Here is a 24,661-nt window from a genome sequence, read left to right as displayed (position 1 = left end):
GATGGTGCTGCTCGAAGTCGCGGCCAACTCGGTGGCTTCCGCGTTCGCCGCGCAGGAGGGTGGGGCGGGACGCGTGGAGCTTTGCGCGAGCCTGGACGAGGGCGGCGTGACGCCGTCGCACGGCACGATCGCGCTGGCTCGTGAAGGGCTGGACATTCCGTTGTACGTGCTCGTCCGGCCGCGTGCCGGCGACTTCGTCTACGAGAACGCCGAGGTCGAGGCGATGCTCGACGACATCGCGCACTGCCGCGCGCTCGGGTGCGATGGCGTGGTCATCGGCGCGCTCACCGCGGAAGGCGAGGTCGACGCGGATAGCTGCGCGTTGTTCGTGCGCGCCGCGGAAGGGATGGGCGTCACGTTCCATCGCGCGTTCGATCTGATCGCGGACAAGCGCGCCGCGCTCGAGACCATCGTCGGGCTGGGATTCGAACGCGTGCTCACGTCGGGCGGGATGGCGACCGCGGTCGCGGGCGCGTCGACGATCGCGCAGCTCGTGACGCAGGCGGGCGACCGCATCGTCGTGATGCCCGGTGCCGGCATCGAGCCCGCCAACGTCGCGGATCTTCGCGACGCGACGCGCGCGCGGGAATTCCACGCGTCGGCGAAGCGTCGCCTGCCCTCGGCGATGCGGCGCGTGGCGGGCGACGCGCTCGGCATGGGCGCAGGCGAAACCCGCACGGACGTCGCGACGGTGCGCGCACTGGTCGCGGCGCTCGCCGAAAGGCCCGCCCGATAGCTGTTGGAGCGCACCTGGTCGCGATCGGGTGCTTGCCGCAAGCATCCGATCGCGCCCAGGTGCGCTCCAACAACGGTCGCGTCAGGAGCGCTCGAGCGGCGTGGTCAGCTTCAGCCCCGTGTTGACCAGGAAGAGCGAACCGTCCGGTACCGCGTCGCTCGCGGCGGGGGATGCCTCGGCCCAGGGTGCTTGCTCCTTCGGGCCCGGCACGTAGGCTTGCCAGGTGCCGTATCGATCGGCATTCGCCGGGTCGCGGTTGATCCGGAAGATCACCGGCGCACGGACGATGTAGAAAGGATCGTTCGCATGCGGCCCCTTCGTCGGCGGCTGGAAGGTCCACGTCTTCGCGGCCTGGACGGCCGGATTGGCGAGCGCCTTGCGCCAGACGCGCAGTTCCGAATCCGATCCGACCACGCCCATGTTCACCTGCTCGGCGAAGGCATCGGTGACCTTGCCGTCGTGGTCGACGCGCAGCAGGAGGTATACCGTGCCCTCGACGCGTGCCGCGACGGCGGCCGAAGGGTACGACGGTGGATGCCGGTCGAGGTAGGTGATCTCCTCGCCGCCCTTGCCGTCGTCGCCGAAGCTGGCGCCCACGATGTGCGCGGTGAATTCCTTCTTCGTCGGATCGTCGCGACGCGCCACGATGCGCAGTGCCATGTGCGCCTTCGCGCTCACGGCCTGCCCGTCGCGCAGCACGGGCTCGAAGCGCCATGCCGTCGTGGCCGACCGGACGAGTTCCACGATCTCGGGCGGGATCTTGTCCTGCTTGTCGAGTTCGTAACCGGTGACGTTCCCGTCGGGTGCCACCACGATCGAGCCCGTGACAAGCATGCTCGCCTCGATCCTCTGCCTCACCGCGAGCGGGCCGGCGGCGAACGCCGCACTGGCCATCGCGGCCGCGAATAGCCCCACCAACAGACGCTTCATGCGATCCCTCCTTGTCGTGGGCGCGATTATGCCAGCCTCCGACGAAGGCTACAGGCGCATCGGGATGAGCCCTGCCGGCGTCGCGGCGACGATGCGGCGGCCGGGCTCGACGCGCACGTCGTGCAGTCCCGTCAGCGTGCCGAAGGCGGGCAACATGCCGACGTCGCGGTCGAAGACGAACGCGGGCAGGCGATGCTTGCGCCAGCCGTCGCGGACGGCCACGCCGGGATGGACGTGGCCGGCGAGCGTGTAGCCGCCCTCGTGCCGTTCGGGATGGTGCGCCAGGACGAACGGGGCGACGTGGAGGTGTCCCGGGCGCACGTCGATGCCCAGGGACGCCACGTCGAAGTGACGATCGTGGTTTCCGGCGATCAGCAGCATGTCGGTGGCATGGTGACGGCGGCGCCAGGCACGCACGTCGTCGACCCACGCGCTGCGTTCGGTGGCGTTGCCGTGGACAAGGTCGCCAAGCACCGCGAGCGTCGCGGGCGCGAAGGTGTCGATCAGGCCGTCGAGCCGCGCGAGATCGTCCTCGGTATCGCCGCTGGGCACCGCGATGCCCGCGCGGCGGAATACCGCGCCCTTGCCGAAATGGACGTCCGCCACCATCAGCATGCGACGGGCGGGCCAGTAGAGCGCCCGGTGCGCGTGCAGCGTCAGCCGCTCGCCGGCGACTTCGATGTCGTGCGTCATCATGCGTCCGCCCCCGCTTCCAGCGAGGCGAGCATCCGCTCGACGCGCGTCTTCCAGTCGTCCGCCGCGATGCCGCCGCGCAGGCGTTCCACCCACAGCGGGAACGCGAGGGGGCTCAGCCGCTTCGTCTCGTGCCAGACGAGCCGCGACCGGGCGACGCGAAGCAGGCAGGCGCGGAGGCGCGAGTAGTCGAGCTGCTGGTCGAGCACCTCGCGCTCGGCCTGCCAGAGCAACGGATGGGCGGGGTCGTGGCGGCGCAACACGTCGAACAGCAACCCGCTCGACGCCTGCAACTGGCGTAGCGTCTTGCCCTGCGCGGGATAGCCGTTGAACACGAGCCCGGCCACGCGGGCGATCTCGCGGAACTGGCGCCGGGCGAGCTCGGAAAGGTTGATGCTGGCGCGGATGTCGGTACGCAGGCCCCACGGATGCAGCAGCCGGCGCATCGTTTCCGCGTCGAGGGCCGGCATGCGCGCGGCGGTGATCGTCAGGCCGTAGTCGTTGACGGCGTAGCCGTAATCGCCCGGACGCATCTGCGCGAGGCGATAGGCGAGCACGGCCGCGAGTCCCTCGTGCGCCAGGCGTCCCGCGAACGGAAACACGAACAGGTAATCGCCTTCGCGGGTGCGCGTGGCTTCGCACAGGGTTTCGTCGATGGCCGGGATCGACGACTGGTTGTCCTGGACGGCGAGCAGCGGACGCAGCGCGCGCATCTCCGCCGTCCCGCCGCTGCCTCCGGCGAGGGTGAGGCGAAGCTCGTCGGAGAGTTCACCGGAGAGCGGCATGCGTCCCCCCATCCAGCGCGGCACGCCGCCGCGGCGATGCGTCGACGCTCGCACGTACGCCGTCATGTCGCGGACGCGGACCAGTTCCAGATGCCGTCCGGCGAACAGGAACTTGTCGCCCGGCCGCAGGCGGGACACGAAGCTCTCCTCCACGCTGCCTAGGCGCGCGCCCTTCATGTAGCGCACCTGCAGCGTGCCGTCCGAGGTGATGGTGCCGATCGACAGGCGATGCATGCGCGCGATGCGTCCGCTGTCGACGTGATAGCGGCCGTCGGTCTGCACCAGTTTCTGGTATTCCGGATAGCTGGCGAGTGCGGAGCCGCCCGTCTGCAGGTAGGCGAGCACGGCGTCGAACTGTTCGCGCGGCAGGTTGGCATACGCGAGCGACGACGTGATTTCGGCGTACGCGGCGTCGGCGTCGAATCCTCCGCCGAGCGCCATCGTCAGCAGGTGCTGGGCGAGGACGTCCAGGCAGCCACGCATCGGCCGCCGCGGTTCGAGGTGACCGGTCTCGAGCGCATGCCGCGCGGCAGCTATCTCGGCCAGTTCGAGCAGATGGGTGGGCACGCAGAGGATGCGCGACGGCATGCCGGGCTGATGCCCGCTGCGCCCCGCGCGCTGGAGAAGACGGGCGACGCTCTTCGGACTGCCGATCTGCACGACGCGTTCCACGCTCGCGAAGTCCACGCCGAGATCGAGGCTCGACGTGGCGACGACGCAGCGTAGTGCGCCGACGCGCAGCGCTTCCTCCGTCGCGAAGCGGAGCTTCGGATCGATGGAACCATGATGCAGGGCGAGCGTCTCCGGCGCCTCCGGCCAGACCGACGACAGCGCCTCGTGCCAGAGTTCCGCCTGCGAGCGCGTATTCGCGAACACCAGGCTCGTGCGCGCGCCGAGCACGGCATCGAGCACGCGCGGCAGTTGCGACAGGCCCAGGTGTCCCGCCCAGGGGAAGCGCTCGCCGGCCTCCGGCAGGGCGGTTTCGATGATCGTCTTCTTCTTCGTGGCGGCGCCGATGAGCACGCCGTCGCCCGCCAGCGCGTGCAGCGCCTCGTCGAGATTGCCGAGCGTGGCGGACAGGCCCCAGGTGCGCAGTTCGGGGAGCCACTGGCGAAGACGCGCGAGGCCGAGCTGGAGGAGCGTGCCGCGCTTGTTGCCGATGAGCTCGTGCCATTCGTCCACGACGATCCCGCGCAGGCGCGTGAAGCGCTCGCGGGCGTCCGGATAACTGAGCAGCAGCGCGAGGCTTTCCGGTGTGGTGACGAGCAGTTCGCACGCACCGCGGCGCAGCTTCGCGCGCTCCGCGCTGCCACTGTCGCCGGTACGCCGCAGCACGCGCCACGGCAACTCCATCGCCTCCACCGCGGCGGCGAGGTGTTGCGCGGTGTCCGTGGCGAGCGAGCGCAACGGCGTGATCCACAGCAGCTGCAGCCCCGTCTGCGGGCTGAGCACGGCGTCGATCAACGGCCCGCCCGCCGCCGCGAGTGTCTTTCCGGTGCCGGTCGGCGCATGGATGAGCCCATTCCGGCCGTCCCGCCACGCGCGCCACGCCGCGCGCTGGAACGGCGCGGGACGTCGCTCCTGCGTCGCGAACCACGCGACGAGGCGCGCCTCAGCCCGACGCCAGGCGGCGGAGGTCATCGAGCTTGTCGGCATCGCGGATCGCGAGGTCGGTGCGCCAGCGGAGGATGCGCGGGAATCGCACGGCCACGCCGGCCTTGTGGCGGCCGGAGGCCTGGATGGCTTCGAAAGCGAGTTCGAAGACGTGGGTCGCCTCGACCGAGCGCACGGGACCGAAGCGGTCGATCGTGTGGGCACGGATCCAGCGGTCGAGACGGCCGATCTCGGCATCGTCCAGGCCCGAATAGGCCTTTGCGACGGGAACCAGCGCATCGCCGTCCCACACGCCGAAGGTGTAATCGGTGAAGAGTCCCGAACGGCGGCCATGGCCGGGCTGCGCGTAGAGCAGCACCGCGTCGATCGTGTACGGGTCGACCTTCCACTTCCACCAGTCGCCGCGCTTGCGACCGACGCGGTAAGGGGAGTCGAGGCGCTTGAGCATCAGGCCCTCGGTGCGGCGCTCCCGCGATTCGACGCGAACGGTGGCCAGCGCCTCCCAGTCCGGCGCGTCGACCGCGGGGGAAAGCATCAGCGTCGGGCCGCGGTCCTCGATCAGCGTGGCGAGCAACGCCCGGCGCTCGGCGAGGGGGCGCTCGCGCAGATCGTCGCCGCCGAGCTCGAGCAGGTCGTAGGCCATGAGCCGCACGGGGGTGTCGGCCAGGAGTTTCGCGCCTGGCTTGAGCTTGCCGATGCGTTTCTGCAGGGCGGCGAAAGGCATTGGATGCGCCTCGTCGAGCGTCCAGGCGAGGATCTCGCCGTCGAGCACGCATCCCACGGGAAGATCGGCCGCCGCGAGTTCGATCTCCGGGAAACGGCCATCGAGTCGTTCTTCGCCGCGCGACCAGACGAGGGCATGGTCGTCCCGGCGCATCAGCTGCGCACGGATGCCATCCCACTTCCATTCCGCGAGCCAGTCGCCGACCTCGCCGAGCGACGCGACGTCCTGTTCCAGCGGCGACGCGAGGAAGAACGGATAGGGCCGCTCGCCCGCATGTTCGTCCGCGCGCTCGGGACCGGCCAGCGCGGCGAAGGCGTCCGCGCCCGGCTTCCACGTGCCGCTGAGCCGGTGGGCGATCAGATCCGTCGGCAGGTCGGCCCATTGCGCCAGCGCCTGCACGACGAGACGATGCGACACGCCCACGCGCAGCGAACCGGTGAGCAGCTTGTTGACGAGGAAGACCTGCTCGCGCGGCAGGCCGCGCCACCATTCGCGCAACAGCTCGATGCGTTCGGGCGATTCCAGGCGCCCGAGGGACGGCAGGCGCGCTTCCATCCACACATGGAGCGGCGTGTCTTCGTGCGCCTGCTCTTCGCGGGGAAGCATGAGCGCGATCGTCTCGGCGAGGTCGCCCACGTGCTGGTAGCAGTCGTCGATCAGCCAGTCGGCGTAGCCGGTCTCGCGGGCGAGGGCCGTGCGCAGTTCAGTGGACGACGCGGTGCGTTTCAGCTTGCCACCGCCCAGCACGTACACCGCCCACGCCGCGTCCTGCGCGGGCGCGTCGGCGAAATACGCCGCCATGGCGTCACGCTTGGCCGACGTCGACGACGTGCGGTCGAGGATCTCGAACAACGCGGCGAAGCGGCGCATCAGTCGCCTTCCTCGCTGCTGCGCAGATCGGGCATCGTGCCGCCGAGCGAACGCAGCGGAAACGCCTCATGGCCGGTATCGCGCAGATGGCGGATGAGCGCCTCGCCGTCGCCATGCGTGACGTAGATGCGCTTCGCGCCGCAATCGTCGACGCTGCGCAGCAGGCCCGGCCAGTCGGCGTGGTCGGAGACGACGAAGCCGCGGTCGTAGCCGCGCCGCCGCCGCGCGCCGCGCACCTGCATCCAGCCCGACGCGAAACCGGTGGAGGCCTTACCGAAGCGGCGCATCCACGTCGAACCCGCGGCCGACGGTGGCGCCATGATGAGTTCGCCCGCGAAATCCTTGCCGCGCGCCGATTCGCTCACGGGAACCGTCGGCAGCATGCGCACGCCGGCCTCGCGGTAGGCTTCGACGAGCCGCAGCATCGCCCCGTGCAGGTGGACCGTGCGGTCGGTGCGTGCAGCCATCTCGGCGAGCACGCGCTGCGCCTTGCCGAGCGCGTAGCAGAACAGCACCGCGGCCACGCCGCGCTCGCGGCACTCGTCGAGCCAGCCGAGGATGTCGCTGACGACGTCGTGCATGGGTGGCCAGCGATAAATGGGCAGGCCGAACGTCGATTCGGTGACGAAGATGTCGCACGGCACCGGCTCGAACGGCTCGCAGGTCGGATCCGGATCGCGCTTGTAGTCGCCGGAGACCACGGCCACCTTGCCGCGGCCTTCGATGCGCACCTGCGCCGCGCCGAGGATGTGTCCGGACGGATGCAGCGAGATCGTCGTGTCGCCCAGGGTGAAGCGTTCGGACCAGTCGTGTTCGTGGATGACCGAGCCGGCGCCGAGGCGTTCGCGCATCAGCGCGCCACCGGCGCGCGCGACGTGGTAGAGCGCGCTGCCGGATCGCGCGTGATCGCCGTGCGCATGCGTGACGACCGCACGCGCCACGGGTTGCATGGGATCGATGAAGAAGTCGCCCGCGGGGCAGTACAGCCCTTCGGGACGGGGTAGCAGCAGGTCGCTGTCCATGTCCGCGAAGGTAGGGGCGGGATCGTCAACGGGGCGAAAAGATGCTCCGCTTCAGGCCACGAACTGCAACCGCGCGAGCTCCGCGTACAGGCCGCCTTCGGCCAGGAGGCTTTCGTGCGTGCCTTGCGCCACGATCCGGCCGTGCTCCATGACCACGATGCGATCGGCGCGCTGGACGGTGGCCAGGCGGTGGGCGATGACGAGTGTCGTGCGCCCTTTCTCCAGCCGTTCCAGCGCGTGCTGGATCGCGGCTTCGGACTGGGCGTCCAGTGCCGAGGTGGCTTCGTCGAGCAGGAGCAGGGGAGCGTCGCGCAGGATGGCCCGCGCGATGGCGATGCGTTGCTTCTGGCCGCCCGACAACCGCACGCCACGCTCGCCGAGCGCGGCCTCGTAGCCTTCGGGCAGCGCGGCGATGAAGCCGTCGGCCTCCGCGAGCCGGGCGGCTTCGCGCACCTCGTCGTCCGTGGCGTCGGCGCGGCCGAAGCGGATGTTGTCGGCCGCCGTACCGCCGAAGATAACGGTTTCCTGGGGCACGAGCGCGATCGCGCCGCGCAGCTCGGGCAGGGCGAGCGCGCGGAGGTCCACGCCGTCGAAGCGGATCGTCCCGGAGCGCGGATCGTGGAAACGCAGCAGCAGGCTGAACACGGTGCTCTTGCCCGCGCCCGACGGACCGACCAGCGCGACGGTTTCCCCCGGCGCGATGTCGAGATCGAAGTCGACGAGCGCGGGAACGTCGGGACGCGACGGGTAGCGGAATTCCACATGATCGAAACGCAGCGCGCCGGTCACCGGACGCGGCAGCGGTTCCGGTGCTTCCGGCGTGCGGATCGCGGGCTGCTCGGCGAACAGTTCCCCGATGCGCTCCATCGCGCCGGCGGCGCGCAACACGTCGCCCCAGACCTCGGACAGGCCGGCCACCGAGCCCGCCGCGAAGATCGCGTAGAGCACGAACTGGCTCAGCACACCGGGCGCGAGATCGCCCGCGATGACGTCGCGCGCACCAGCCCAGAGCACGAGCGTGATGGCACCGAAGATCAGGACGATGACCGCGGCGGTCAGCAGCGAACGCATGCCGATGCGACGGCGCGCGGTGGCGAGCGCGAGGGCGATGGCGCCGGCGTAACGACGGCTTTCGATCGGCTCGCGCGCATACGCCTTGACCGCCTGCGCGGCGTTGAGCGTTTCGTTGGCGACGGCGGCCGCGTCGGCGATGCGGTCCTGGCTGTGCCGCGAGAGTTTCTGCACGCGGCGGCCGAAGACGAGGATCGGCAGCATCACGGCCGGGATCACGAGCGCCGTCAGGCCGGCGAGGCGCGGGCTCGTCCAGGCCATCGCCACGGCGGCACCGATGAGCATGACGGCGCTGCGCAGCGCGACGGAAATGCCGGAGCCGACGAGGGTCTGCACCACTTCCGTATCGGTGCCGAGTCGCGAGGTCAGCTCACCGACACGCGTGCTTTCGTAGAACCCCACGTCGAGGTCGATCACGTGCGAGTACAGCGCCGTACGCAGCGACGCGAGCGAACGTTCGCCAAGCAGGGCGATGCAGTAATAGCGGGCGGCGGTCGCGAGCGCGAGGACGACCGCGACGCCGAACAACCCGAGGAACGTGCCGTTGATCGTCGCCAGATCCGAGGCGAGGAAGCCATGGTCGATGATGTGCCGCACGGCCACCGGCAGCAGCAGCGAGGCACCCGAGGAGAGGCCGAGGAAGACGAGCCAGCCGATCGCCAGGCCCTTGTGCGGCTTGAGGAAGGGCCAGAGGTTGCGGAGCGCCCCGATCCTGCGTGAAGTCTCCCTGCGCTCTTGCGTCATGCCTGCCTTGCCCTTGTGCGGATTTCTGCACGGATGGGGTCCGCGAGGTCGTTATTCAACACGAGCCCCGAGTTCAGGCATCGAGGCGGCGGGGAACGACGCGACCCCGCGTCAGGTCGCGAACCCGGTCGGCGATCGCGTCGAGCCGATCGTGCGGGGCCCGCGCGATCAGCGTGACGCCGTCGGCGTGGAAGGTCTCCTCCTCGATCGTCGCCTCCATCTCCCGCAGGCGAGCGGCGATCAGCGCCAGTTCGCCGAAGTCGCAGCGCAGCGACAGGCGGCCCGTCGCGACGATCGGGACGCGGGGTGCGAGTCGCAGGCACTCGGCGGCGGAACCACCGTACGCGCGCGCGAGGCCGCCCGCGCCGAGTTTGATGCCGCCGTACCAGCGTGTGACCACCACCGCGACGCGGTCGCACCCCTGGCCGTCGATCGCCTGCAGGATCGGCCGGCCCGCGGTGCCGCCTGGCTCGCCGTCGTCGTTGAAGCGATAGGCGTCGCCGATGCGGTACGCCCAGCAGTTATGCGTCGCCGCCGGATCGCCCGCCGCCGCGAACCAGTCCAGCGCTTCGGCCGGCGTGGCGACGGGCGACGCCTGGGCGACGAAACGGCTCTTCCGGATGTCCTCCTCGTGACGCCATGCGGCCACGAGCGTTTCCAGTGGCCGACTCAAGGCGTGAGGTCGCGCAGGTCCTGGGGCAGCTCGTAGCGCGGGTAGCGCTCGCGCAGTTCGCGAAGCCGCCGCAGGGCCTCGTCGCGCTGTCCTCGCCCCAGCAGTCGACGAATCTCGCCGACGCGATCGTCCGGGCCGAGTGCCGGATTCGCCGCGAAGCCCTGTGCCGCGGCGGGGGCGGGCGCGCGTATCGCCTGCACACGAAGCCGGGGCGGTTCATCGGCGATGTCCGCGGGCGGCGCCGGTGGAGGCGGGGGAGCGGGTGGCGCAGGGGCGACCGGCGGTGCCGGAGGCGCCATCGGTGCGGCCGGCATGGGTGCGGCCATCGGCGGTGCCGGCACGTGCTTCATAGGCCGTCGCGCCATCGTGTCGGCAGCCTTGCTTCGTGCGACCGGGGACGATGTCGGCGTCACGGAGGATGCATCGGCGTTCGCTGGGCTGGCCGCTTCCGGCACGGCGATCGGCACCTGCTCGCGCAAGACGGCGGTCGGCGCCGACGAGGCCGCCGGCGGGTGGGCGTCGCGCAGCCGCCACGCGACGCCGGCCGCCAGCACGAGCACCGCCGCCGAGCCGAGGGCGACGGGCCAGCGCGAACGCAGGCGAGGCGCCGGGTAGCTCGTCGCGGCGTGGCGGACCCGCGCGTCGAGCGCGGCGTCCGGCTCCGCCTTCGGCAGGCGCGCGTACATCGCCGCGAGCTCGCGCTCGTCGGGCAGGTCGTCGTCGTTCGGCGGAGGCGTGTTCGGGTTCATGGCTGTGCCGTCATCTGTTCACGGACCCGGGCCATCGCATAGCGCAGGCGCGATTTCGCCGTTTCCTTACCCACGCCCGTGATGCTGGCGATGTCCTCGATGGACAGTTCGTTCTCCATGCGCAGGACGAAGGCCGTGCGCTGCTCGTCGGGCAGGCTTTCGATCGCCTGCTGCATGCGCCGTCGTAGCTCGAAGTCGGAAAGGGCGTGCTCGGGCTGCTCCCGCTCGGGCGCGGCTTGCGCGGCGAAGACCGCTTCGGTCTCCTCGGCGCCCGCCTGCGGGCGTCGCTTCCGGAAAGTGTCGATCGCGAGGTTGTGGGCGATCTGCAGGAGCCACGTGGTGAACTTCGCCTCGGGCCGATAACGCGCGCGCGCCGCCACCACGCGACTCCAGGTTTCCTGGAACAGCTCGTCCGCCGTGCCACGGTCCTTCACCGTGCGCAATAGGAAGCGGTAGAGCGGCCCCTTGTGACGCGCATAGAGCTCGTCGAAGGCGGCCGCGCTCCCGCTCGCCCAGGCGAGCATCAGTACGCCATCGTCGGCCGAGCGTGCATCCATGGCGCGGAAGGTTACGGCATCGCCCCCGCCATTTCGACCAGGTGCACGAACTGCGCGCGATAGCCGTGCTCGTCCGTGCCGCGTGCGCCGCGTGCCAGATCGGCGACCTTCTCGTAGCCGAAGCCGTCGCTGTACTTGCCACCGCGCAGGTGGTCCGCGAAGGCCGCCACCGCGGCGGCGAAGCGCAGGCGTTCGCTCGGCGCGGTCGCCGCGTCGGCGGACAGCGGCCGTTCGATCAGGCGGCTCGGGCCGCCGTCGGGCGACCTGTAGCGCAGTCGCAGGAAGCCCAGTTCGCCCGACGGCCGCGACGCGTCGACGGCGCGCGGCGCATCCGCGGCGTAGCGCAACGGATCGACGTGTGCTCCCTTGGACCCCCGCAGCGTGATTTCGTAGAGCGCCGTGACGTTGGCGCCCGCGCCGATGTCGCCGGCGTCCACGGCGTCGTTGTTGAAGTCCTCGCGCGCGAGCGCGCGCTTTTCGTAGCCGATGAGACGGTACTCGGTCACGACCGCCGGATTGAACTCCACCTGCACCTTCACGTCCTTCGCGATGGTCATCATTGTCGCGGACATCTCGTCGACGAGCACGCGGCGGCCTTCCTCGAGGCTGTCGATGTAGTGGTGACTGCCGTTGCCCGCGTCGGCGAGCGTGACCGCCATCGCGTCGTTGTAGTTGCCCTCGCCGAAGCCGAGCGTGGTCAGGGCGACCCCGCCGCGGCGTTTCTGCGTGATACGGTCCTTCAGCGCCTCGATGCCGGTCGTGCCGACGTTGAAGTCGCCGTCGGTGGCGAGGATGACACGGTTCACGCCGTGGGGGATGAATCCTTTCGCCGCCTGCGCGTAGGCGAGGTCGATGCCCGCCGCGCCGTTGGTCGAGCCGCCGGCGCCGAGCGCGTCGATCGCCGCGAGGATCGTCGCGTGACGATCGCCGGGCGTGGACGGCAGGGCGACGCAGGTCGCGCCGGCGTACGTGACCAGCGAGATCCGGTCCCGTGCGCGCAGCTTCGGCACGATCTGTTTCAGCGACGCCTTGAGCAACGGCAGCTTGTCGGGCGAATCCATCGAGCCGGAGACGTCGACGAGGAAGACGAGGTTGCTCGCCGGGATGTCCGCCGCGGGCACGTCGTAGCCCTGCACGCCGACCAGCAGCAACTGGCGTTCCGCGTTCCACGGGGCCGGGGCGAGTTCGGTCGTCACCGAGAATGGCTGCTCGCGCGACGCGGGCTTCGCGTACCCGTAGTCGAAGTAATTGATGAACTCCTCGCTACGCACCGCATCCGCGGGCGGCAGTCGCCCTTCGGAGAGCATGTGCCGCACGTTGGTGTACGAGCCCGTGTCGACGTCGAGGCCGAAGGTCGACACCGGATCGGTGGCCGCGAGGTGCACGGCGTTCTGGTCGCGATGCGTGTAGTTGTCGCGGTCGACCGGGGCGTAGGGCGCGGGCAGCGACATTTTCCCGCGCGGTGCCACGGGAGGCGAGGCCATGTCGCGAGACGCTGGCGCCGCCAGGGCCGCGACCATCGGAGCCTGCTCGACGATCGCCGCCGGCGGCGAGGGTGGCGGTGGCGGCGCGGCCAGTGCGCGTATCGGCAGCGGATGCGGATGCGGGTAACGGCCGTCGGGCATGCAATCGACCGACGCATCGGGTTCTCGCGGCGCGACGGCGCGTTGCGACGCGGCGGCGGGATCGGGCGCGGTCATGCCGGCGGCGGCGACCAGGCCGGCGAAGAGCAAGGGGAGGGTGACGCGGAGCGTGTTCATCGTGCATGACCTCGTGGGGGACATGACGGTGAAACGGCGCAGGGGACGAAACGGGGTTAACTCATGCGCCGGGTGTCGGCGCGGGCGGCGCCGAGCCGCGGGCCGTCGGGTGCGCCGACCCGGTTCCGACCCGACTGCTTGGCCCGGTACAGGGCCCGGTCCGCGGCATTGAGCAGGTCCAGGGGGCCGCCGTCGGAGCTTGGATGCGCCAGGCCGACCCCGATGCTGATCGTCAGGCGCTGGAATGGACTCGCCGGGTGCGCGATCTGCAACGACTCGACGTGCGCGCGCAGGGACTCGGCCAGCGCGAGCGCCTCCCCGGGACGCGTACCGGGCGCCACGACGGCGAACTCCTCGCCGCCGAAACGCGCGATGAAATCGCCGGCTCGCGTGCCATGCGCCAGCATGCCCGCGGCGAGGGCGCGCAGGCATTCGTCGCCGGCGAGGTGGCCGAAGCGGTCGTTGTATTCCTTGAAGAAGTCGACGTCGATCATGAGCAGCGAGATCGGCTCCTGCTGGCCCTGGCGGTGCCATTCGCGCAAGAGGCGCTCGTCGAGCGCCCGACGGTTGGCGAGCCCGGTGAGGCTGTCGACGAAGACGAGGCCCTGCAACTCGTCGCGACTCCGCGAAAGGCGGAATTCCTCCTCGACGAGGTCGACCTGGGCGAGCGTGCCGCGCAGGCCGATCCCGATCACCGCGGCGATCGCGCCGACGATGCCCAGCGTGGGATAGCCGGGGATCACCATCAGGCCGAAGCCGAGCACGCTCATCGCGAGGAACGTGGGGCTGGCGCTCTGCACGAAGCGCACGAGGTAGACGGGCGGGTGCCAGTGGCGTTGCGGCTGGCGCGTGACCGCGGCGATGAACAGCGCGAGGAAGGGCAGGTCGAGCAGGGCGTCGAAGGGCGATGTGCCGAACTCCGGGTGACCGGCGAGCGCGACGTGGTGGTTGTAGACGTAACCGCAGATCGCATACGTCACGAAGAACGCCGTGACGCCGCGGAAGAAGAAGTGATCGTCCTTGCGATCGGTGGCGACGTATCGCAGCAGCGCCGCCATGGCGAGGCACGCGTTCTCGAAATCGAGCATGTAGGCGACGTCGGTCGCCTGCTGGGTGCCCATGGCGCCCTGCACGGAGACGATGGAGAACGTGCGTACGTAGAACAGCACGCCCAGGAGCGTTGCCAGCACGAGGTCGATCGACATCGCCCAGCGCTTTCGCGCGGCCACCGGCGCGGACGAAACGGAAACCAGCACCGGCAGCACGTACAGGATGTAGAAGAACATGCTGTCGCCGGGCGCGGGATTCGAGTTGTCCAGCACGTAGTTCTGTCGCGCCGACAACGCCATGCCGGTCATCCACAGCGCGAGGCTGGCCAGCAGCAGCCACCAGCGCCTGTCCCGTGGGGTGCCGGAGCGCGTCCAGGCGTACACGACGCTGCCCATCGCGAGGGCGGCGACGCCGAAGAAGAAGACATACGAAATCGCCATGCCGGAGACCGGCACGGTGAGCAACGCCAACGCATGAGCCGCGACGAGAGCGACCGCGGCGACCCGGGCTTTCATGGCGAGCCTCCCGCCATCTGCAACCTGATAGTCATATCGGCCGGCTCGTCGGGATGTTTAGGCACGCGGGCTCATCCGCCTCCCCCCGGAGGACGCAGCGCCATGGTAAAGGCGCGGGGTGGCCATGTGTGAAGAAGTCCGGCAAGCATGCCGCGGAAACGGCGAAAACCGTACAAGATCGCGATTCATGCGAATCGGTAATCTCACCTGTTCCGGGCAGTCGGCTTGGATTCGCCGCCCACGGGTCGCAGGATGGGAAAACCGCTTGAGGAAAGAGGAACGCGCCATGTCCGAACGTCCCCGCAGGATCCCCGGTCCCGATCATCCCATCACCGTCGAACCGGCCGGTGGCCGTGTCGTCGTCCGCTACGGCGACGAGGTCATCGTCGAGACCCGCGCCGCCCTCGTGTTGCGGGAGGCGAGCTATCGCCCCGTCTTCTACCTGCCGCGCGACGACGCGCGAATGGAGGCGCTGCGCCGCAGCGACACCCACACCTATTGCCCGTACAAGGGCGAGGCATCGTATTTCAGCCTCCCGGGCGACGCGCCCGGCGCCACCGACGCCATCTGGACCTACGAGGCCCCCTACGACGCCGTGGCGCCGATCCGGGGCCACCTCGCCTTCTACGCGGACCGCGTCAGCATCGAGCACACGCCGGACTGATGCCCCGCCGCACCACGGAGTTCCCCATGCAAGTCATGCTCGATACCACCGCGCCGTCCGGCGCCGCCGCCGCGCGGCCGGGATTCGCCGCCGCCTCGCCGGCCGACCGCTTCGACGCGGTCAGGGCCCGCACGCTCGCCCTCGTCGCCTCGCTGGGGGCGGAAGACATGGTGGTGCAGTCGATGCCCGATGCCAGTCCGGCGAAGTGGCATCTCGCGCACACGACGTGGTTCTTCGAAACCTTCCTGCTCGGTCCGAACCTTCCGGGTTACGGCGTCTTCGATCCGGACTTCGGCTACCTCTTCAACTCGTACTACGACGCGGTGGGCCCCCGCCACCCGCGGCCCATGCGCGGGCTGCTCACGCGTCCGGCGACGCAGCACGTGCTGGCGTATCGCGAGCATGTCGACGCCCACATGCGCGTGCTTCTGGCACAGGGCTTGTCCGCGGACCTCGCGGCGCTTTTCGAGCTGGGTCTCGCACACGAGGAGCAGCATCAGGAGCTCCTGGTGATGGACGTGCAGCACCTGTTCGCGCAATCGCCGCTGAAACCGGCGTTCGATCCGGCGTGGCCGGGGCTTCCCTCGGCAGGTGCCGCGCGCTTCCGTCCGGTGGGCGGTGGACCGGTGCCGATCGGCGTGAAGACCGGGACCTTCGCCTTCGACAACGAGGGCCCCGCGCATACGGTCTGGCTCGAGCCGTTCGAGATCGCCGACCGCCTGGTGACGAACGGTCAGTGGCTGGCCTTCATGGCGCAGGGCGGCTACCGGCGTCCGGAACTGTGGCTGTCCGATGGTTGGGCGCAATGCCGGGAGGAAGGCTGGGACGCGCCGCTCTACTGGCAGCACGACGGCACTTCCTGGTCGCACATGACCCCCGGCGGCTGGCGTCCGGTGGATCCGGATGCCCCCGTCATGCACGTCAGCTACTACGAGGCCGACGCGTTCGCCCGCTGGGCCGCCGCACGGCTGCCGACCGAAGCCGAATGGGAGCACGCCGTCCGCACGCGCGACGATCTGCGCCAGATCGACGACGTGGCCTGGCAGTGGACCGCGAGCGCGTACGCGCCGTACCCCGGCTTCAGGGCGGCGGACGACGCCGTGGGCGAGTACAACGGCAAGTTCATGAGCGGCCAGATGGTGCTGCGCGGTGGTGCCTGCGTGACGCCGGCCGGCCACGCGCGTCCGACATACCGGAACTTCTACCGCCCGGCGCAGCGCTGGATGTTCTCCGGCGTGCGGCTCGCACGCGACGGCGGCACCTCGCCGGATGGCGATCGCCTGGCCTTCCTGCGCGACACGCTCGCCGGTCTTTCCTCGGCGCCGAAGACGTTCTCGCCGAAATACTTCTACGACGCGACGGGCTCCGAACTCTTCGAAGCGATCTGTCGGACCGCCGAGTACTACCCGACCCGCACAGAGACCTCGCTCCTGCGCGACATCGCACCGGCGCTCGCGGCGTCGATCCCCGAAGACGCCGTGTTGCTGGAACTGGGCAGCGGCGCGAGCGACAAGACGCGCATGCTGCTGGACGCCGCGCCCTGGATATCCGCTTACGTGCCGGTGGACATCAGCCCCGACGCGCTCGATGGCGCGGCGAAGCGCCTTCGCGCCGCGTATCCGTCGCTGACCGTGCATCCGCTGGTCGCCGATTTCACCCGCGACATCGAGGTCCCCAGGGCGTTCGCCGGCCGGCCCGTGGTCGCGTTCTTCCCGGGCTCGACGATCGGCAACTTCACGCACGACGAGGCGGCCGATCTGCTGCGCTCGGTGCGCGAGCGACTCGGTGCGGGAGCGCGGTTCATCGTGGGCGCGGACCAGGTCAAGGACATCGACGTGCTGCTGGCGGCGTACGACGATGCCGAAGGCGTCACCGCGGCGTTCAATCGCAACGTCCTCGTGCGGGTCAACCGCGAGCTTGGCGGCGACTTCGACGTCGACGCGTTCGAGCACCGCGCGCTATGGAGTGCGGAACGCGAACGCATCGAGATGCATCTCGTCAGCCGCGTCGACCAGCATGTGACGATCGCCGGGCGAACGTTCCCTCTCGCAGCGGGCGAATCCATCCACACCGAGAACTCGCACAAGTTCACGCCCGCCTCGTTCGCGCGGCTCGCGGCTCGCGGCGGGTGGCGTATCGGGCGCGAGTGGATCTCGGCGGATCCGGCGTTCGGGGTCTACCTGCTGGAAGCGATCGACTGACTCGATGCCTTGTGGGAGCGGACCCGGCCGCGACAGCTTTTCGCGAGGCGCGGAGGCCCTGCCGCTCTCCGCGAAAAGCTGTCGCGGCCAGGGCCGCTCCCACAGGGCACGCAGCCAGCCCGTCTGGATCAGCGCACGTCGTCGACCGAGAGGAAACCGGCTTCGGAAACGCTGATCACCGCGCGGCGGTGATGCAGGAGGCGGGTGGCGTCTTCCGTCGTCGCTCCGATGGCGGCGGCGGTTTCCACCACGCCGACCGGCTTGTTGCCGCGGCGCTTCTGCTTGCCCGAGAACCGCGCCCGGTTGTAGTTCGACCAGCCGGTGAACACGACGGCACAGACGATCGCCACGATGAGGATGACGTTGATGTCGCCCCCGTCGCTGATCGGTGAGAGCACGTGCAACTGCACGTAGGCGTTGCGCAGGCCGAAGGCCCAGGCGCCCAGCGTCACCAGCGGCAGCCAGAGGAACGCCCAGAAGAGCCACGCGAACACGGTGATGGCGGCGAAGGCGGCTTTCTGCGCCTTCGACTGGCGCTCGGGCCGCTGGATGAGGATGGCTTCGGCTTTCATCGCAGGCCCCGGTCCGGGCTCACCCATACCGCACGCGTTCCCTTGCGCTTCATCAGCGCCTTGGGCATCGCGACGATCGAGGTCGCCGTGTTGAGTACCCAGTAGACCAGCGGGTACCAGATCATCCAGTAGTAGTTGCGCCCGATGCGCGTTTCGTAGCGGCGATCGACGAGCAGGCTGATGAGGAACTGCAGCAGGCAGATCGCGCCGAGCACCACGCCGTGCCACTGGGGAAGCAGCGTGTCGATGTACAGCGACGGCGGCAGGGGCATGAGCCGGCCCAGCACCCAGAGCGTCACGATGGTCGCCATCGTGTACGACCACAGCAGGCTCATCACGTACTCGAACGCCACGGGCCACATGCGGCGCTGGCGCCATTTGAAGAGCTTCGTCGTGTAGCGCAACAGCACCTCCGAGCCACCCTGGGCCCACCGCAGGCGCTGTTTCCACAGGCCACGGAGCGTCTCGGGCATCAGGATCCAGCACAGCGCGTTGGGCTCGTAGCGGATCTCCCAGTGGCGCATCTGCAGCCGCCAGCTCACGTCGATGTCTTCCGTGACCATGTCGGTATTCCAGTAGCCGACATCGTGCAACGCGCTCTTGCGGAAGCAGGCGATGACGCCCGAGACGGTGAAGATGCGGCCGTAGACGCGCTGCGCGCGCTTGATCAGGCCGATGATCGACGAGAACTCGCCGACCTGGAGCTTGCCCAGGAGCGTCGACCGGTTGCGGATGCGTGGGTTGCCCGTGACCGCGGCGACGCGCGGGCTCTCGAGCATGTGCATCATCATCCAGTGCGTGGCGTAGTCGTCGAGCAACGCGTCGCCGTCCACGCACACCAGGAAGTCGGCACGCGAGGCCAGCGCGGCGGCGCGCAGCCCCATCGCCTTGCCCTGGTTGCTGGACATGTGGATCACGCGCAGTGCCGGGTACTGCTCCATCAGCTGGTCGAGCTGTGCGCCCGTGTCGTCGGTGGAGCCATCGTTGATGGCGATGATCTCGAAGTTCGGATACTGCTGCGAGGCGAGGTGCGCGATCGTCTCGCGCACCTGCTCGCCCTCGTTGTGGCAGGGCACGACGAGGCTGACCATCGGGTATTCGCCGAGCATCCGCGGACGCACGCGCGAGGGTTCCCGGCGCTCCCAGCGGATGAAGTAGATGACGCCGCCGCTCATCCAGATCAGCGACATCACCAGCGGGTAATAGAACGCGAATTCGAGCAACGCGTGGACAAGGCCGCCGTTCATCGCGCGGGCTCCGGATAGGGATAGTCGGACGCCGAAATGGTCGGCCGTATGGCTTCGAGGGCAGGGTGGTCGCGAATGAAGTCGTCGGGGTAGTAGCCGATGTGACGGGCGCCCTTCGCCTGCACGGCGCGCATGCGCTCGGCGAGCGCCGCGTCGGGGATCGGTTGCTTCGTGCGCCAGTCCTGCGTGGCGAACTCGAAGAGCGTGTGTTCCAGCGCGTCGGGCGTCGCGGCCACGGCGTCGACGAGCTTCCGATACCAGCCGAGCGTGTCGGCCTGCTTGTCCAGCTGCGGCATCGCCATCACCGCGGTCATGTCGTACGCCTTGTTGAACGCCGGGAGGCTCTGCGCGAACCAGGCCTCCGCCTTCGGCTGCACGATCGGACGGGTGAAGAGGTTGCGGGCGGTCAGCAACTGCGGACGCCACCGCTTCATCCGCGTGGCGAGTTCGAGCGTGAAGTCGATCAGCGCCTGCGTGTTCTGCGCGGCCGTGTTCTTCGCCCACGGGCCGAGGCGGTCCGTGTCGCGGATGTACGCGTCGTCGGAGAAGAGGACGCCGGCTTCGTCGGCATGCATGGCGAGGTCTTCGTAGACGTCGCCGATCATCGCGCGGACCTTCGGATCGTAAGGCGCGAGGCGGAAGTGGTCGCCGCCGGCTTTCGGCTCGCCGCCGAGCGACGGCAGGTCCCGACCTTGCGGAAAGCGGAAGGCGAGCACCGGCATCCAGGCGTACACGCGGACGCCCGCGCGGGTGCGCAGCTGCCAGGAGACGCGCGAGAAGAGATCGGCGCGCACCGGCAGGTGGCGGTTCGGGAAGTACACGGCATCGGCCACGCCGTCGCCGTCCGGATCCGAATACGCCTGCAGCCAGACCTGGCTGGGGTGGAGGCGCTTGATGCGGTCGAGCAGCTTCGACAGGTTGCGGTCCTGCTGTGCCGGGTCCGGGTCGTAGACGTAGTCGAGGTCGATCTGGACGGCACGCGTCGGATCGATACGCGACGAATGGCGCATCAGCCAGCCGAGGCGGTTCGCGGTGACGTTGTCGCTGACCAGGATGCGGGGGATCGTCTTGCCGGGAACGAGCGTGGGCAGTTTGTCGCCGAGGCTGAAGGTCACCGGCATGCCCACGTCGCGCGCGACATCGCGGCCGATCTGCGTGTACGCGCCGTACGGCCAGGCGACGGCGCGCGGCCGCACGCCCGTGTGCTTCTCGATCTCATCGGCACTGCGCGAAAGATCGGCGCGGATGCGCGCCTTGTACTCGTCGACCGTTTCGTAGCGCTGTTTCGTGGCGTCGTAGGCGAGCGCGGCGGCCGTCGGCAGCAGGTTGCCCTGCGGGTTCGCGTTCATGCCCTGGTGCATCTGCCACGAGTGCGAGGCGAACTCGACCAGCCCCGACTTCTGCATTTCCTCGACCTGTTCCCAGCTGAGGAAGCACGAGCGGTCGCAGTCGGCACCGTTGTACGGCATGCGCTGGCCGGCGGGCATGTCCATCCACGAGCCGACCAGCGCCTGCACGGCGGGATAGTGGTAGGCGCGCAGCAGGGGATAGACGCGGGTGTAGAAGCTGACGAGGCCGTCGTCGAAGGTGAGCAGCACCGCGTCGCGCGGCAGCGGCGCGCCGCCGTTGGTCGCATCGACGACCTGCTGGAGGCTGACGACGTTGTAACCGTTCGCCTTGAGCCAGTCGAAATGCGCGATGAGGTGGTCGGTGCTCAGGGCGTCCGGATCGCGATCGATGCCGGTACGCACGTCGTCGCGGATGTCGTGGTAACCGAGCACGATCAGGGCCGGGCGCGCCGGCGCCTCCGGCGACGACTGCGCGAACGCGGGAAGCGCGAGCCCCAGGAGGGCAAGCAGGATCAACAGCGGGCGCATCGTACTCATTCTCCCCAGTGCAGCGTCAGGTCGAGGACGACACGGTGTTCGCGCCTGCCATCGTAAGGTTGGTTGTGCCAGCCCAGGCCCCAGCCGAGGCGGAAGCCGGGCGCGGTCTGGATGGTCTGGCCGTAGCGCACGGTCGCCATCCAGTCGGTGGCGAAGCCTTTCTCGGCGTACTGGCCGACGGCGACGTCGACGCGCTGGGTCACGTTGCGCTCGTAGAACTGGCCGAGCAGGTTCTCGAGGCGGCCGGTCAGCGCGTAGCTGTAGTCGCGGCGCGGGTTGAAGTACGGGCGCTCGGTGCGCGTGTTCATCGAACCGCCCAGTTCCACGCCGCCGTCGATCGTGAGGTTGGGCGCGGTGTGCAGCCGCTGGATCACGTTGGCGAGCCAGCCGGTGCGCGTGTTGCCGTCGGTGAAGCGGTCACGCGACAGGCCGACGCGGGCCTGGGTCAGCTCGCTCGCGCGCCACGTCACAGCCGTGTCGAGCGTCTTCGCCGAGATGCCGTAGTACTGCGCGCGCAGCGGGGTGTCTTCGCCCGCCGTGCTGAAGTCGGCGGCCCAGGCCCAGTGATCGGTGATGGACCAGTCGAAGCCGGCTTCGAGCGCGGTCTTGCCGACGTAGCGGTCGGTGGCGGGCAGCGCCTGAACGTACGCTTCGAGTCCGCGCGCGTAGCCACGGACGCCGAGGCCCACGCGACTGCGGCGGACGTCGCCTTCGGGAAGGTCGGCGGTCGAGTAGCGACCGAGCGCGAGCACGCGCCAGTGATCGTCGATCAGCGGGCTGGCGATGGTGGCCTGCGTGGTGCCGTCGCGGTCGCCGAAATCCGGACTCGAGCCCTTGCCCTGCTCGGTGGCGAGGTCGAACTGCCAGCCGCGCTCGCGGTCCCACGCCTTCACGGCTCGGTCGACGCGGCCGTTGCGGTCGCCAAGGGTCTGCGCCATGGCGAGGTTCTCGTCGACGCCTTCGTAGTCGTTGAGCACACGCGCCGCATCGGCCTCGCCGATGTACGCGCCGAGGTCGCGGCGATCCAGCGTCGCCGCGATGTTGAAATCGTCCTGCGCGCGACGCGGCCAGCCGCGGGCGAGTTCCACCATGCCCAGCTCGCGGCGGATCTGCGCGTTCGCCGGCGCTTCGCGACGCATCGGCTCGAGGCGGGCATAGGCCTCCGCCGGCATGTCCACGTACTCGCGCAGCGTCGCCGCGTTGAGGTCGGCGTCGACCTTGCGCGGGTTCTGCAGGGGTAGCCGGATACCCGGGATACGCCTCCAGGTCGGTTCCCGGGCGGCCAGCTCGTCGATCGTCTGGATCGCCTTCCGTGTCTGGCCGGACTCGAGGTACGCGTACATGAGGCCGATGCGCGGTTCGCTTTCGGTTACGTCGTAGGGGCCCGGATCCTTCGCGATGCTGTCTTCGTACAGACGCGCGGCCTCGGCCGGGCGACGCCTGACCAGCAGCGCGTCGGCGACCGCGCGCTCGACGTACGGCGGAAGGGCGACGCCCTTCGCCTTCAGGGCGTCGTAACGGGCGACGGCCTCCTCGGCCCTGCCGGCGCGGTCGAGCGCCACGAGCAGGTCGAATTCGGCGCGCTGCCGCAGGTCGGCCGGTAGCAGCGGATCGTCGACCAGCTGGCGCGCGTCGGCGACGGCGCGGTCCGCTTCCGCGTAAGGGTGCTTCGGATCGGCGGGTTCTCCCTCTGCCCAGCGGATCTCCTGGGCGACATGGTCGGCATCCAGGTGGAAGCGTTCCGCGACGCCAGGTGCCGGCCGGAGCGCGGAGGCCAGTTCTCCGGCGCGCGTCGACGCGCCCAATTCCGTCAATAAAGTGACGTTGAGCGCCTGTGCCTCCGTATCGTCCGGCCAGCGGTCGAGCAGGGCCTGGCAATGGGCAAGGGCGTCGACGCGCCGCCCCGCATCGCGTTCCTGCCGGATCTGCGCCATCAGGGCGTCGCGGCCGACCGGGACATCGACGGCGTGGGCCAGCGGACCCTGCAGGGCCAGCAGCAGGGCAAGGCAGAGCCTCCCTCGGGGCGAGCGCGCGGCGCGCGGCGGTATCAACGACATTAGTCCCATCCTGCCAACTTCACCCTTGGCGGCCACCGGACGCGCACGACCGGCAGCGGCATTGAAAAGTCAGGCCGTCTTCATCGCGAAGTCTCGGCCAAGCCTGATATTGTCGCAGCAAACACCATGCCAAGGCGACATGACAGGCCATCGGCCATGGGGCCTAGGCCGGATGATATAGCGTCAACCGCCCACGGACGCCTGCAGGGCGGCGGCGAGGCCGGCGTCGCCGTTGAGAATGTCCTTCCAGGCCAACGCCACGCCGTTCCGTTTTCCTTTCGGCACCAGCTTCAACCCCTCCGGGTCGATGGATAGCGTGTACACCTCGCCGTCGACGACGAGTTCGCGCTTGAGGGGTTTGTCGAGTGGCGTCATGGCGGTGCTCCGGTCGTTGGCACGAGGAGCCTGCCGCCGTGGGGGTCGTTCCTGTGTCGATGGGCCAGATTGGCCTTTATGGGTATAATGGCCTCAAGTCACGCGGAGGCCGCCATGGCACTGACGCTCAAACTCGATGCGATCGAAGATCTGCCCCGTACGCCCGCTTCGGACGTCAAGAAGCTGGGATGGCGTGGCGTCATGCGCGCCATCGCACGGAAGGGCAAGGTGGTGGTCACCAACCACAGTGAACCCGAGGCCGTGATCCTTTCGGCCGACGAATACAGCCAGATTCTCCACGCCCTCGAGGATGCCGGTGTCCGTCAGGCGTCCGCGCTCGACACGCTGCGTCTGCGCTTCGACGAACGGCTGGCGTCGTTGCAGGCCGCCGACGCGAGCGATCGCCTGCGCGCCCTGATGGATGGCGTCACGACACTGGATGGCCAGGTGAAGGCGGGGGATAGCCATTGACCGGACGTCCGGCGCTTTACGTGTTGGCGGGGGTCAACGGCGCAGGCAAGAGTTCCATCGGCGGATACCGGCTGCGGCAGGCCGGCCTCGACTGGTTCAACCCCGACACGTTCGCGCGCGAACTGCTGTCGCTGGGCGGGTACGATCAGGTTCGCGCCAACGCCGAAGCGTGGCAGGAAGGCATGCGACGGCTCGATCACGCGGTGGCGACGGGAAGCGCCTACGCCTTCGAGACGACGTTGGGCGGCAATACGGTCCCGCGTCGCATCGCCGCAGCCGCGCGGACGCACGATATCCTCATGTGGTTTTGTGGCCTTTCTTCGCCGGAACAGCACATCGCACGCGTGCGGGCGCGCGTCGCGGCGGGCGGACACGACATTCCCGAGGCGAAGATCCGCGAGCGGTACCTCACCGCGATGGAGAACCTGATCGCCCTCATGCCGTCGATCGCCTCGTTGCAGATCTACGACAACAGCGTCGATGTTCCGCACGGCGCCGCGGTTCCCGATCCGCTCCTGCTGGCTCGGGTAAGGCACGGGAAACTTCAATGGCCCAAGGACGTGGCGACGCTCGGACGCACGCCGGTCTGGGCCCGTCCCCTGCTCGAAGCCGCTTTGTCCTGACCGATACCTGTCGGGGCAGGTGATTGACGGCGCGCGTGGGGCCGCCGCACACTCCGGTCGTCATTGTCGGGG

General features: G+C 69.5%; 21 protein-coding genes. 5 read left to right on the top strand and 16 right to left on the bottom strand.

Translation table 11 applies throughout. From position 1 onward, the window contains the following. Position 1 precedes the first annotated feature (1 nt). A complete protein-coding gene (locus tag BMY69_RS08710) occupies positions 2-736 on the top strand; it encodes a copper homeostasis protein CutC (protein ID WP_343124096.1) in 735 nt (244 codons plus the stop codon). Positions 737-817: 81 nt separating this feature from the next. Here BMY69_RS08710 and BMY69_RS08705 read toward each other — a convergent pair whose 3' ends face one another. The 11 genes from BMY69_RS08705 to BMY69_RS08650 all read right to left on the bottom strand — a co-directional run bounded on the left by BMY69_RS08705 (position 818) and on the right by BMY69_RS08650 (position 14,493). Beyond that, a complete protein-coding gene (locus BMY69_RS08705; RefSeq protein WP_090177214.1) occupies positions 818-1,666 on the bottom strand; it encodes an energy transducer TonB in 849 nt (282 codons plus the stop codon). A 48-nt stretch (positions 1,667-1,714) separates the two neighbouring features. Beyond that, positions 1,715-2,362 (bottom strand): ligase-associated DNA damage response endonuclease PdeM, encoded by a 648-nt coding sequence (gene pdeM, locus BMY69_RS08700; RefSeq protein WP_090177212.1) that lies wholly within the window; start codon positions 2,360-2,362, stop codon positions 1,715-1,717. Beyond that, on the bottom strand, positions 2,359-4,785 hold the full coding sequence (locus BMY69_RS08695) for a ligase-associated DNA damage response DEXH box helicase (protein ID WP_255364509.1): 2,427 nt from the start codon (positions 4,783-4,785) through the stop codon (positions 2,359-2,361). The genes pdeM and BMY69_RS08695 overlap by 4 nt, the downstream gene beginning before the upstream one ends. Then, entirely contained in the window at positions 4,757-6,352 is a 1,596-nt protein-coding gene (locus tag BMY69_RS08690) for an ATP-dependent DNA ligase (protein ID WP_090177210.1), read from the bottom strand. Before BMY69_RS08690 ends, BMY69_RS08695 begins: the two co-directional genes overlap by 29 nt. After that, complete coding sequence (locus tag BMY69_RS08685) at positions 6,352-7,374, bottom strand: ligase-associated DNA damage response exonuclease (protein WP_090177207.1); 1,023 nt, start codon at positions 7,372-7,374, stop codon at positions 6,352-6,354. Before BMY69_RS08685 ends, BMY69_RS08690 begins: the two co-directional genes overlap by 1 nt. Positions 7,375-7,425: 51 nt before the next feature. Further along, positions 7,426-9,189 (bottom strand): ABC transporter transmembrane domain-containing protein, encoded by a 1,764-nt coding sequence (locus tag BMY69_RS08680; protein WP_090177203.1) that lies wholly within the window; start codon positions 9,187-9,189, stop codon positions 7,426-7,428. Positions 9,190-9,262: 73 nt separating this feature from the next. After that, entirely contained in the window at positions 9,263-9,838 is a 576-nt protein-coding gene (locus tag BMY69_RS08675; RefSeq protein ID WP_255364508.1) for an IMPACT family protein, read from the bottom strand. A 20-nt stretch (positions 9,839-9,858) separates the two neighbouring features. Beyond that, positions 9,859-10,611, bottom strand: coding sequence for a hypothetical protein (locus BMY69_RS19615; protein ID WP_177191119.1), 753 nt, complete (start codon positions 10,609-10,611; stop codon positions 9,859-9,861). Continuing rightward, the gene (locus BMY69_RS08660; RefSeq protein WP_090177193.1) at positions 10,608-11,168 is read right to left on the bottom strand and encodes an RNA polymerase sigma factor; all 561 of its coding nucleotides are present in this window, start codon (positions 11,166-11,168) and stop codon (positions 10,608-10,610) included. The genes BMY69_RS19615 and BMY69_RS08660 overlap by 4 nt, the downstream gene beginning before the upstream one ends. A gap of 11 nt (positions 11,169-11,179) precedes the next feature. Next, entirely contained in the window at positions 11,180-12,928 is a 1,749-nt protein-coding gene (locus BMY69_RS08655; protein ID WP_177191118.1) for a vWA domain-containing protein, read from the bottom strand. A gap of 56 nt (positions 12,929-12,984) precedes the next feature. Further along, positions 12,985-14,493 carry a GGDEF domain-containing protein gene (locus BMY69_RS08650; protein ID WP_090177191.1) on the bottom strand — a complete coding sequence of 503 codons (1,509 nt, stop codon included), beginning with the start codon at positions 14,491-14,493 and terminating at the stop codon, positions 12,985-12,987. Positions 14,494-14,779: 286 nt separating this feature from the next. Here BMY69_RS08650 and BMY69_RS08645 point away from each other — a divergent pair, with 286 nt between their 5' ends. Further along, positions 14,780-15,157 carry a DUF427 domain-containing protein gene (locus BMY69_RS08645; RefSeq protein ID WP_090177188.1) on the top strand — a complete coding sequence of 126 codons (378 nt, stop codon included), beginning with the start codon at positions 14,780-14,782 and terminating at the stop codon, positions 15,155-15,157. 26 nt (positions 15,158-15,183) lie between these two features. Beyond that, positions 15,184-17,358 (top strand): ergothioneine biosynthesis protein EgtB, encoded by a 2,175-nt coding sequence (egtB, locus tag BMY69_RS19980; protein WP_218143150.1) that lies wholly within the window; start codon positions 15,184-15,186, stop codon positions 17,356-17,358. 128 nt (positions 17,359-17,486) lie between these two features. Here egtB and pgaD read toward each other — a convergent pair whose 3' ends face one another. From pgaD to BMY69_RS08615, 5 genes are all read right to left on the bottom strand, one after another. Next, on the bottom strand, positions 17,487-17,930 hold the full coding sequence (pgaD, locus tag BMY69_RS08635; RefSeq protein WP_177191117.1) for a poly-beta-1,6-N-acetyl-D-glucosamine biosynthesis protein PgaD: 444 nt from the start codon (positions 17,928-17,930) through the stop codon (positions 17,487-17,489). Continuing rightward, positions 17,927-19,177 carry a poly-beta-1,6-N-acetyl-D-glucosamine synthase gene (gene pgaC / locus BMY69_RS08630; protein ID WP_090177182.1) on the bottom strand — a complete coding sequence of 417 codons (1,251 nt, stop codon included), beginning with the start codon at positions 19,175-19,177 and terminating at the stop codon, positions 17,927-17,929. Before pgaC ends, pgaD begins: the two co-directional genes overlap by 4 nt. Continuing rightward, a complete protein-coding gene (gene pgaB, locus BMY69_RS08625; protein ID WP_177191116.1) occupies positions 19,174-21,054 on the bottom strand; it encodes a poly-beta-1,6-N-acetyl-D-glucosamine N-deacetylase PgaB in 1,881 nt (626 codons plus the stop codon). The genes pgaC and pgaB overlap by 4 nt, the downstream gene beginning before the upstream one ends. A 5-nt stretch (positions 21,055-21,059) precedes the next feature. Beyond that, a complete protein-coding gene (pgaA, locus tag BMY69_RS08620) occupies positions 21,060-23,120 on the bottom strand; it encodes a poly-beta-1,6 N-acetyl-D-glucosamine export porin PgaA (protein ID WP_177191115.1) in 2,061 nt (686 codons plus the stop codon). 183 nt (positions 23,121-23,303) lie between these two features. Beyond that, positions 23,304-23,495: a hypothetical protein gene (locus tag BMY69_RS08615; protein ID WP_090177173.1), complete on the bottom strand. Its 192-nt coding sequence runs from the start codon at positions 23,493-23,495 to the stop codon at positions 23,304-23,306. 114 nt (positions 23,496-23,609) lie between these two features. On the opposite strand from BMY69_RS08615, the gene BMY69_RS08610 reads away from it, so the two are divergent. Both BMY69_RS08610 and BMY69_RS08605 read left to right on the top strand, forming a co-directional pair. Then, positions 23,610-23,966, top strand: a complete 357-nt coding sequence (locus BMY69_RS08610) for a type II toxin-antitoxin system prevent-host-death family antitoxin (protein ID WP_090053821.1) — start codon at positions 23,610-23,612, stop codon at positions 23,964-23,966. Continuing rightward, on the top strand, positions 23,963-24,589 hold the full coding sequence (locus BMY69_RS08605) for a hypothetical protein (protein WP_090177167.1): 627 nt from the start codon (positions 23,963-23,965) through the stop codon (positions 24,587-24,589). The genes BMY69_RS08610 and BMY69_RS08605 overlap by 4 nt, the downstream gene beginning before the upstream one ends. The last annotated feature ends 72 nt before the right edge of the window (positions 24,590-24,661 follow it).

The organism is Luteibacter sp. UNC138MFCol5.1, from assembly GCF_900110505.1.
Classification (GTDB): domain Bacteria; phylum Pseudomonadota; class Gammaproteobacteria; order Xanthomonadales; family Rhodanobacteraceae; genus Luteibacter.
The sequence above is the reverse complement of the archived record's forward strand: the minus strand, read 5'-3'. Positions and strand labels throughout refer to the sequence as shown.

Coding starts and splice junctions, on each gene's coding strand:
- BMY69_RS08710 (WP_343124096.1), top strand. CDS start 2: ATGGTGCTGCTCGAAGTCGCGGCCAACTCGGTGGCTTCCGCGTTCGCC.
- BMY69_RS08705 (WP_090177214.1), bottom strand. CDS start 1,666: ATGAAGCGTCTGTTGGTGGGGCTATTCGCGGCCGCGATGGCCAGTGCG.
- pdeM (WP_090177212.1), bottom strand. CDS start 2,362: ATGATGACGCACGACATCGAAGTCGCCGGCGAGCGGCTGACGCTGCAC.
- BMY69_RS08695 (WP_255364509.1), bottom strand. CDS start 4,785: ATGACCTCCGCCGCCTGGCGTCGGGCTGAGGCGCGCCTCGTCGCGTGG.
- BMY69_RS08690 (WP_090177210.1), bottom strand. CDS start 6,352: ATGCGCCGCTTCGCCGCGTTGTTCGAGATCCTCGACCGCACGTCGTCG.
- BMY69_RS08685 (WP_090177207.1), bottom strand. CDS start 7,374: ATGGACAGCGACCTGCTGCTACCCCGTCCCGAAGGGCTGTACTGCCCC.
- BMY69_RS08680 (WP_090177203.1), bottom strand. CDS start 9,189: ATGACGCAAGAGCGCAGGGAGACTTCACGCAGGATCGGGGCGCTCCGC.
- BMY69_RS19615 (WP_177191119.1), bottom strand. CDS start 10,611: ATGAACCCGAACACGCCTCCGCCGAACGACGACGACCTGCCCGACGAG.
- BMY69_RS08660 (WP_090177193.1), bottom strand. CDS start 11,168: ATGGATGCACGCTCGGCCGACGATGGCGTACTGATGCTCGCCTGGGCG.
- BMY69_RS08655 (WP_177191118.1), bottom strand. CDS start 12,928: ATGAACACGCTCCGCGTCACCCTCCCCTTGCTCTTCGCCGGCCTGGTC.
- BMY69_RS08650 (WP_090177191.1), bottom strand. CDS start 14,493: ATGAAAGCCCGGGTCGCCGCGGTCGCTCTCGTCGCGGCTCATGCGTTG.
- BMY69_RS08645 (WP_090177188.1), top strand. CDS start 14,780: ATGTCCGAACGTCCCCGCAGGATCCCCGGTCCCGATCATCCCATCACC.
- egtB (WP_218143150.1), top strand. CDS start 15,184: ATGCAAGTCATGCTCGATACCACCGCGCCGTCCGGCGCCGCCGCCGCG.
- pgaD (WP_177191117.1), bottom strand. CDS start 17,930: ATGAAAGCCGAAGCCATCCTCATCCAGCGGCCCGAGCGCCAGTCGAAG.
- pgaC (WP_090177182.1), bottom strand. CDS start 19,177: ATGAACGGCGGCCTTGTCCACGCGTTGCTCGAATTCGCGTTCTATTAC.
- pgaB (WP_177191116.1), bottom strand. CDS start 21,054: ATGCGCCCGCTGTTGATCCTGCTTGCCCTCCTGGGGCTCGCGCTTCCC.
- pgaA (WP_177191115.1), bottom strand. CDS start 23,120: ATGTCGTTGATACCGCCGCGCGCCGCGCGCTCGCCCCGAGGGAGGCTC.
- BMY69_RS08615 (WP_090177173.1), bottom strand. CDS start 23,495: ATGACGCCACTCGACAAACCCCTCAAGCGCGAACTCGTCGTCGACGGC.
- BMY69_RS08610 (WP_090053821.1), top strand. CDS start 23,610: ATGGCACTGACGCTCAAACTCGATGCGATCGAAGATCTGCCCCGTACG.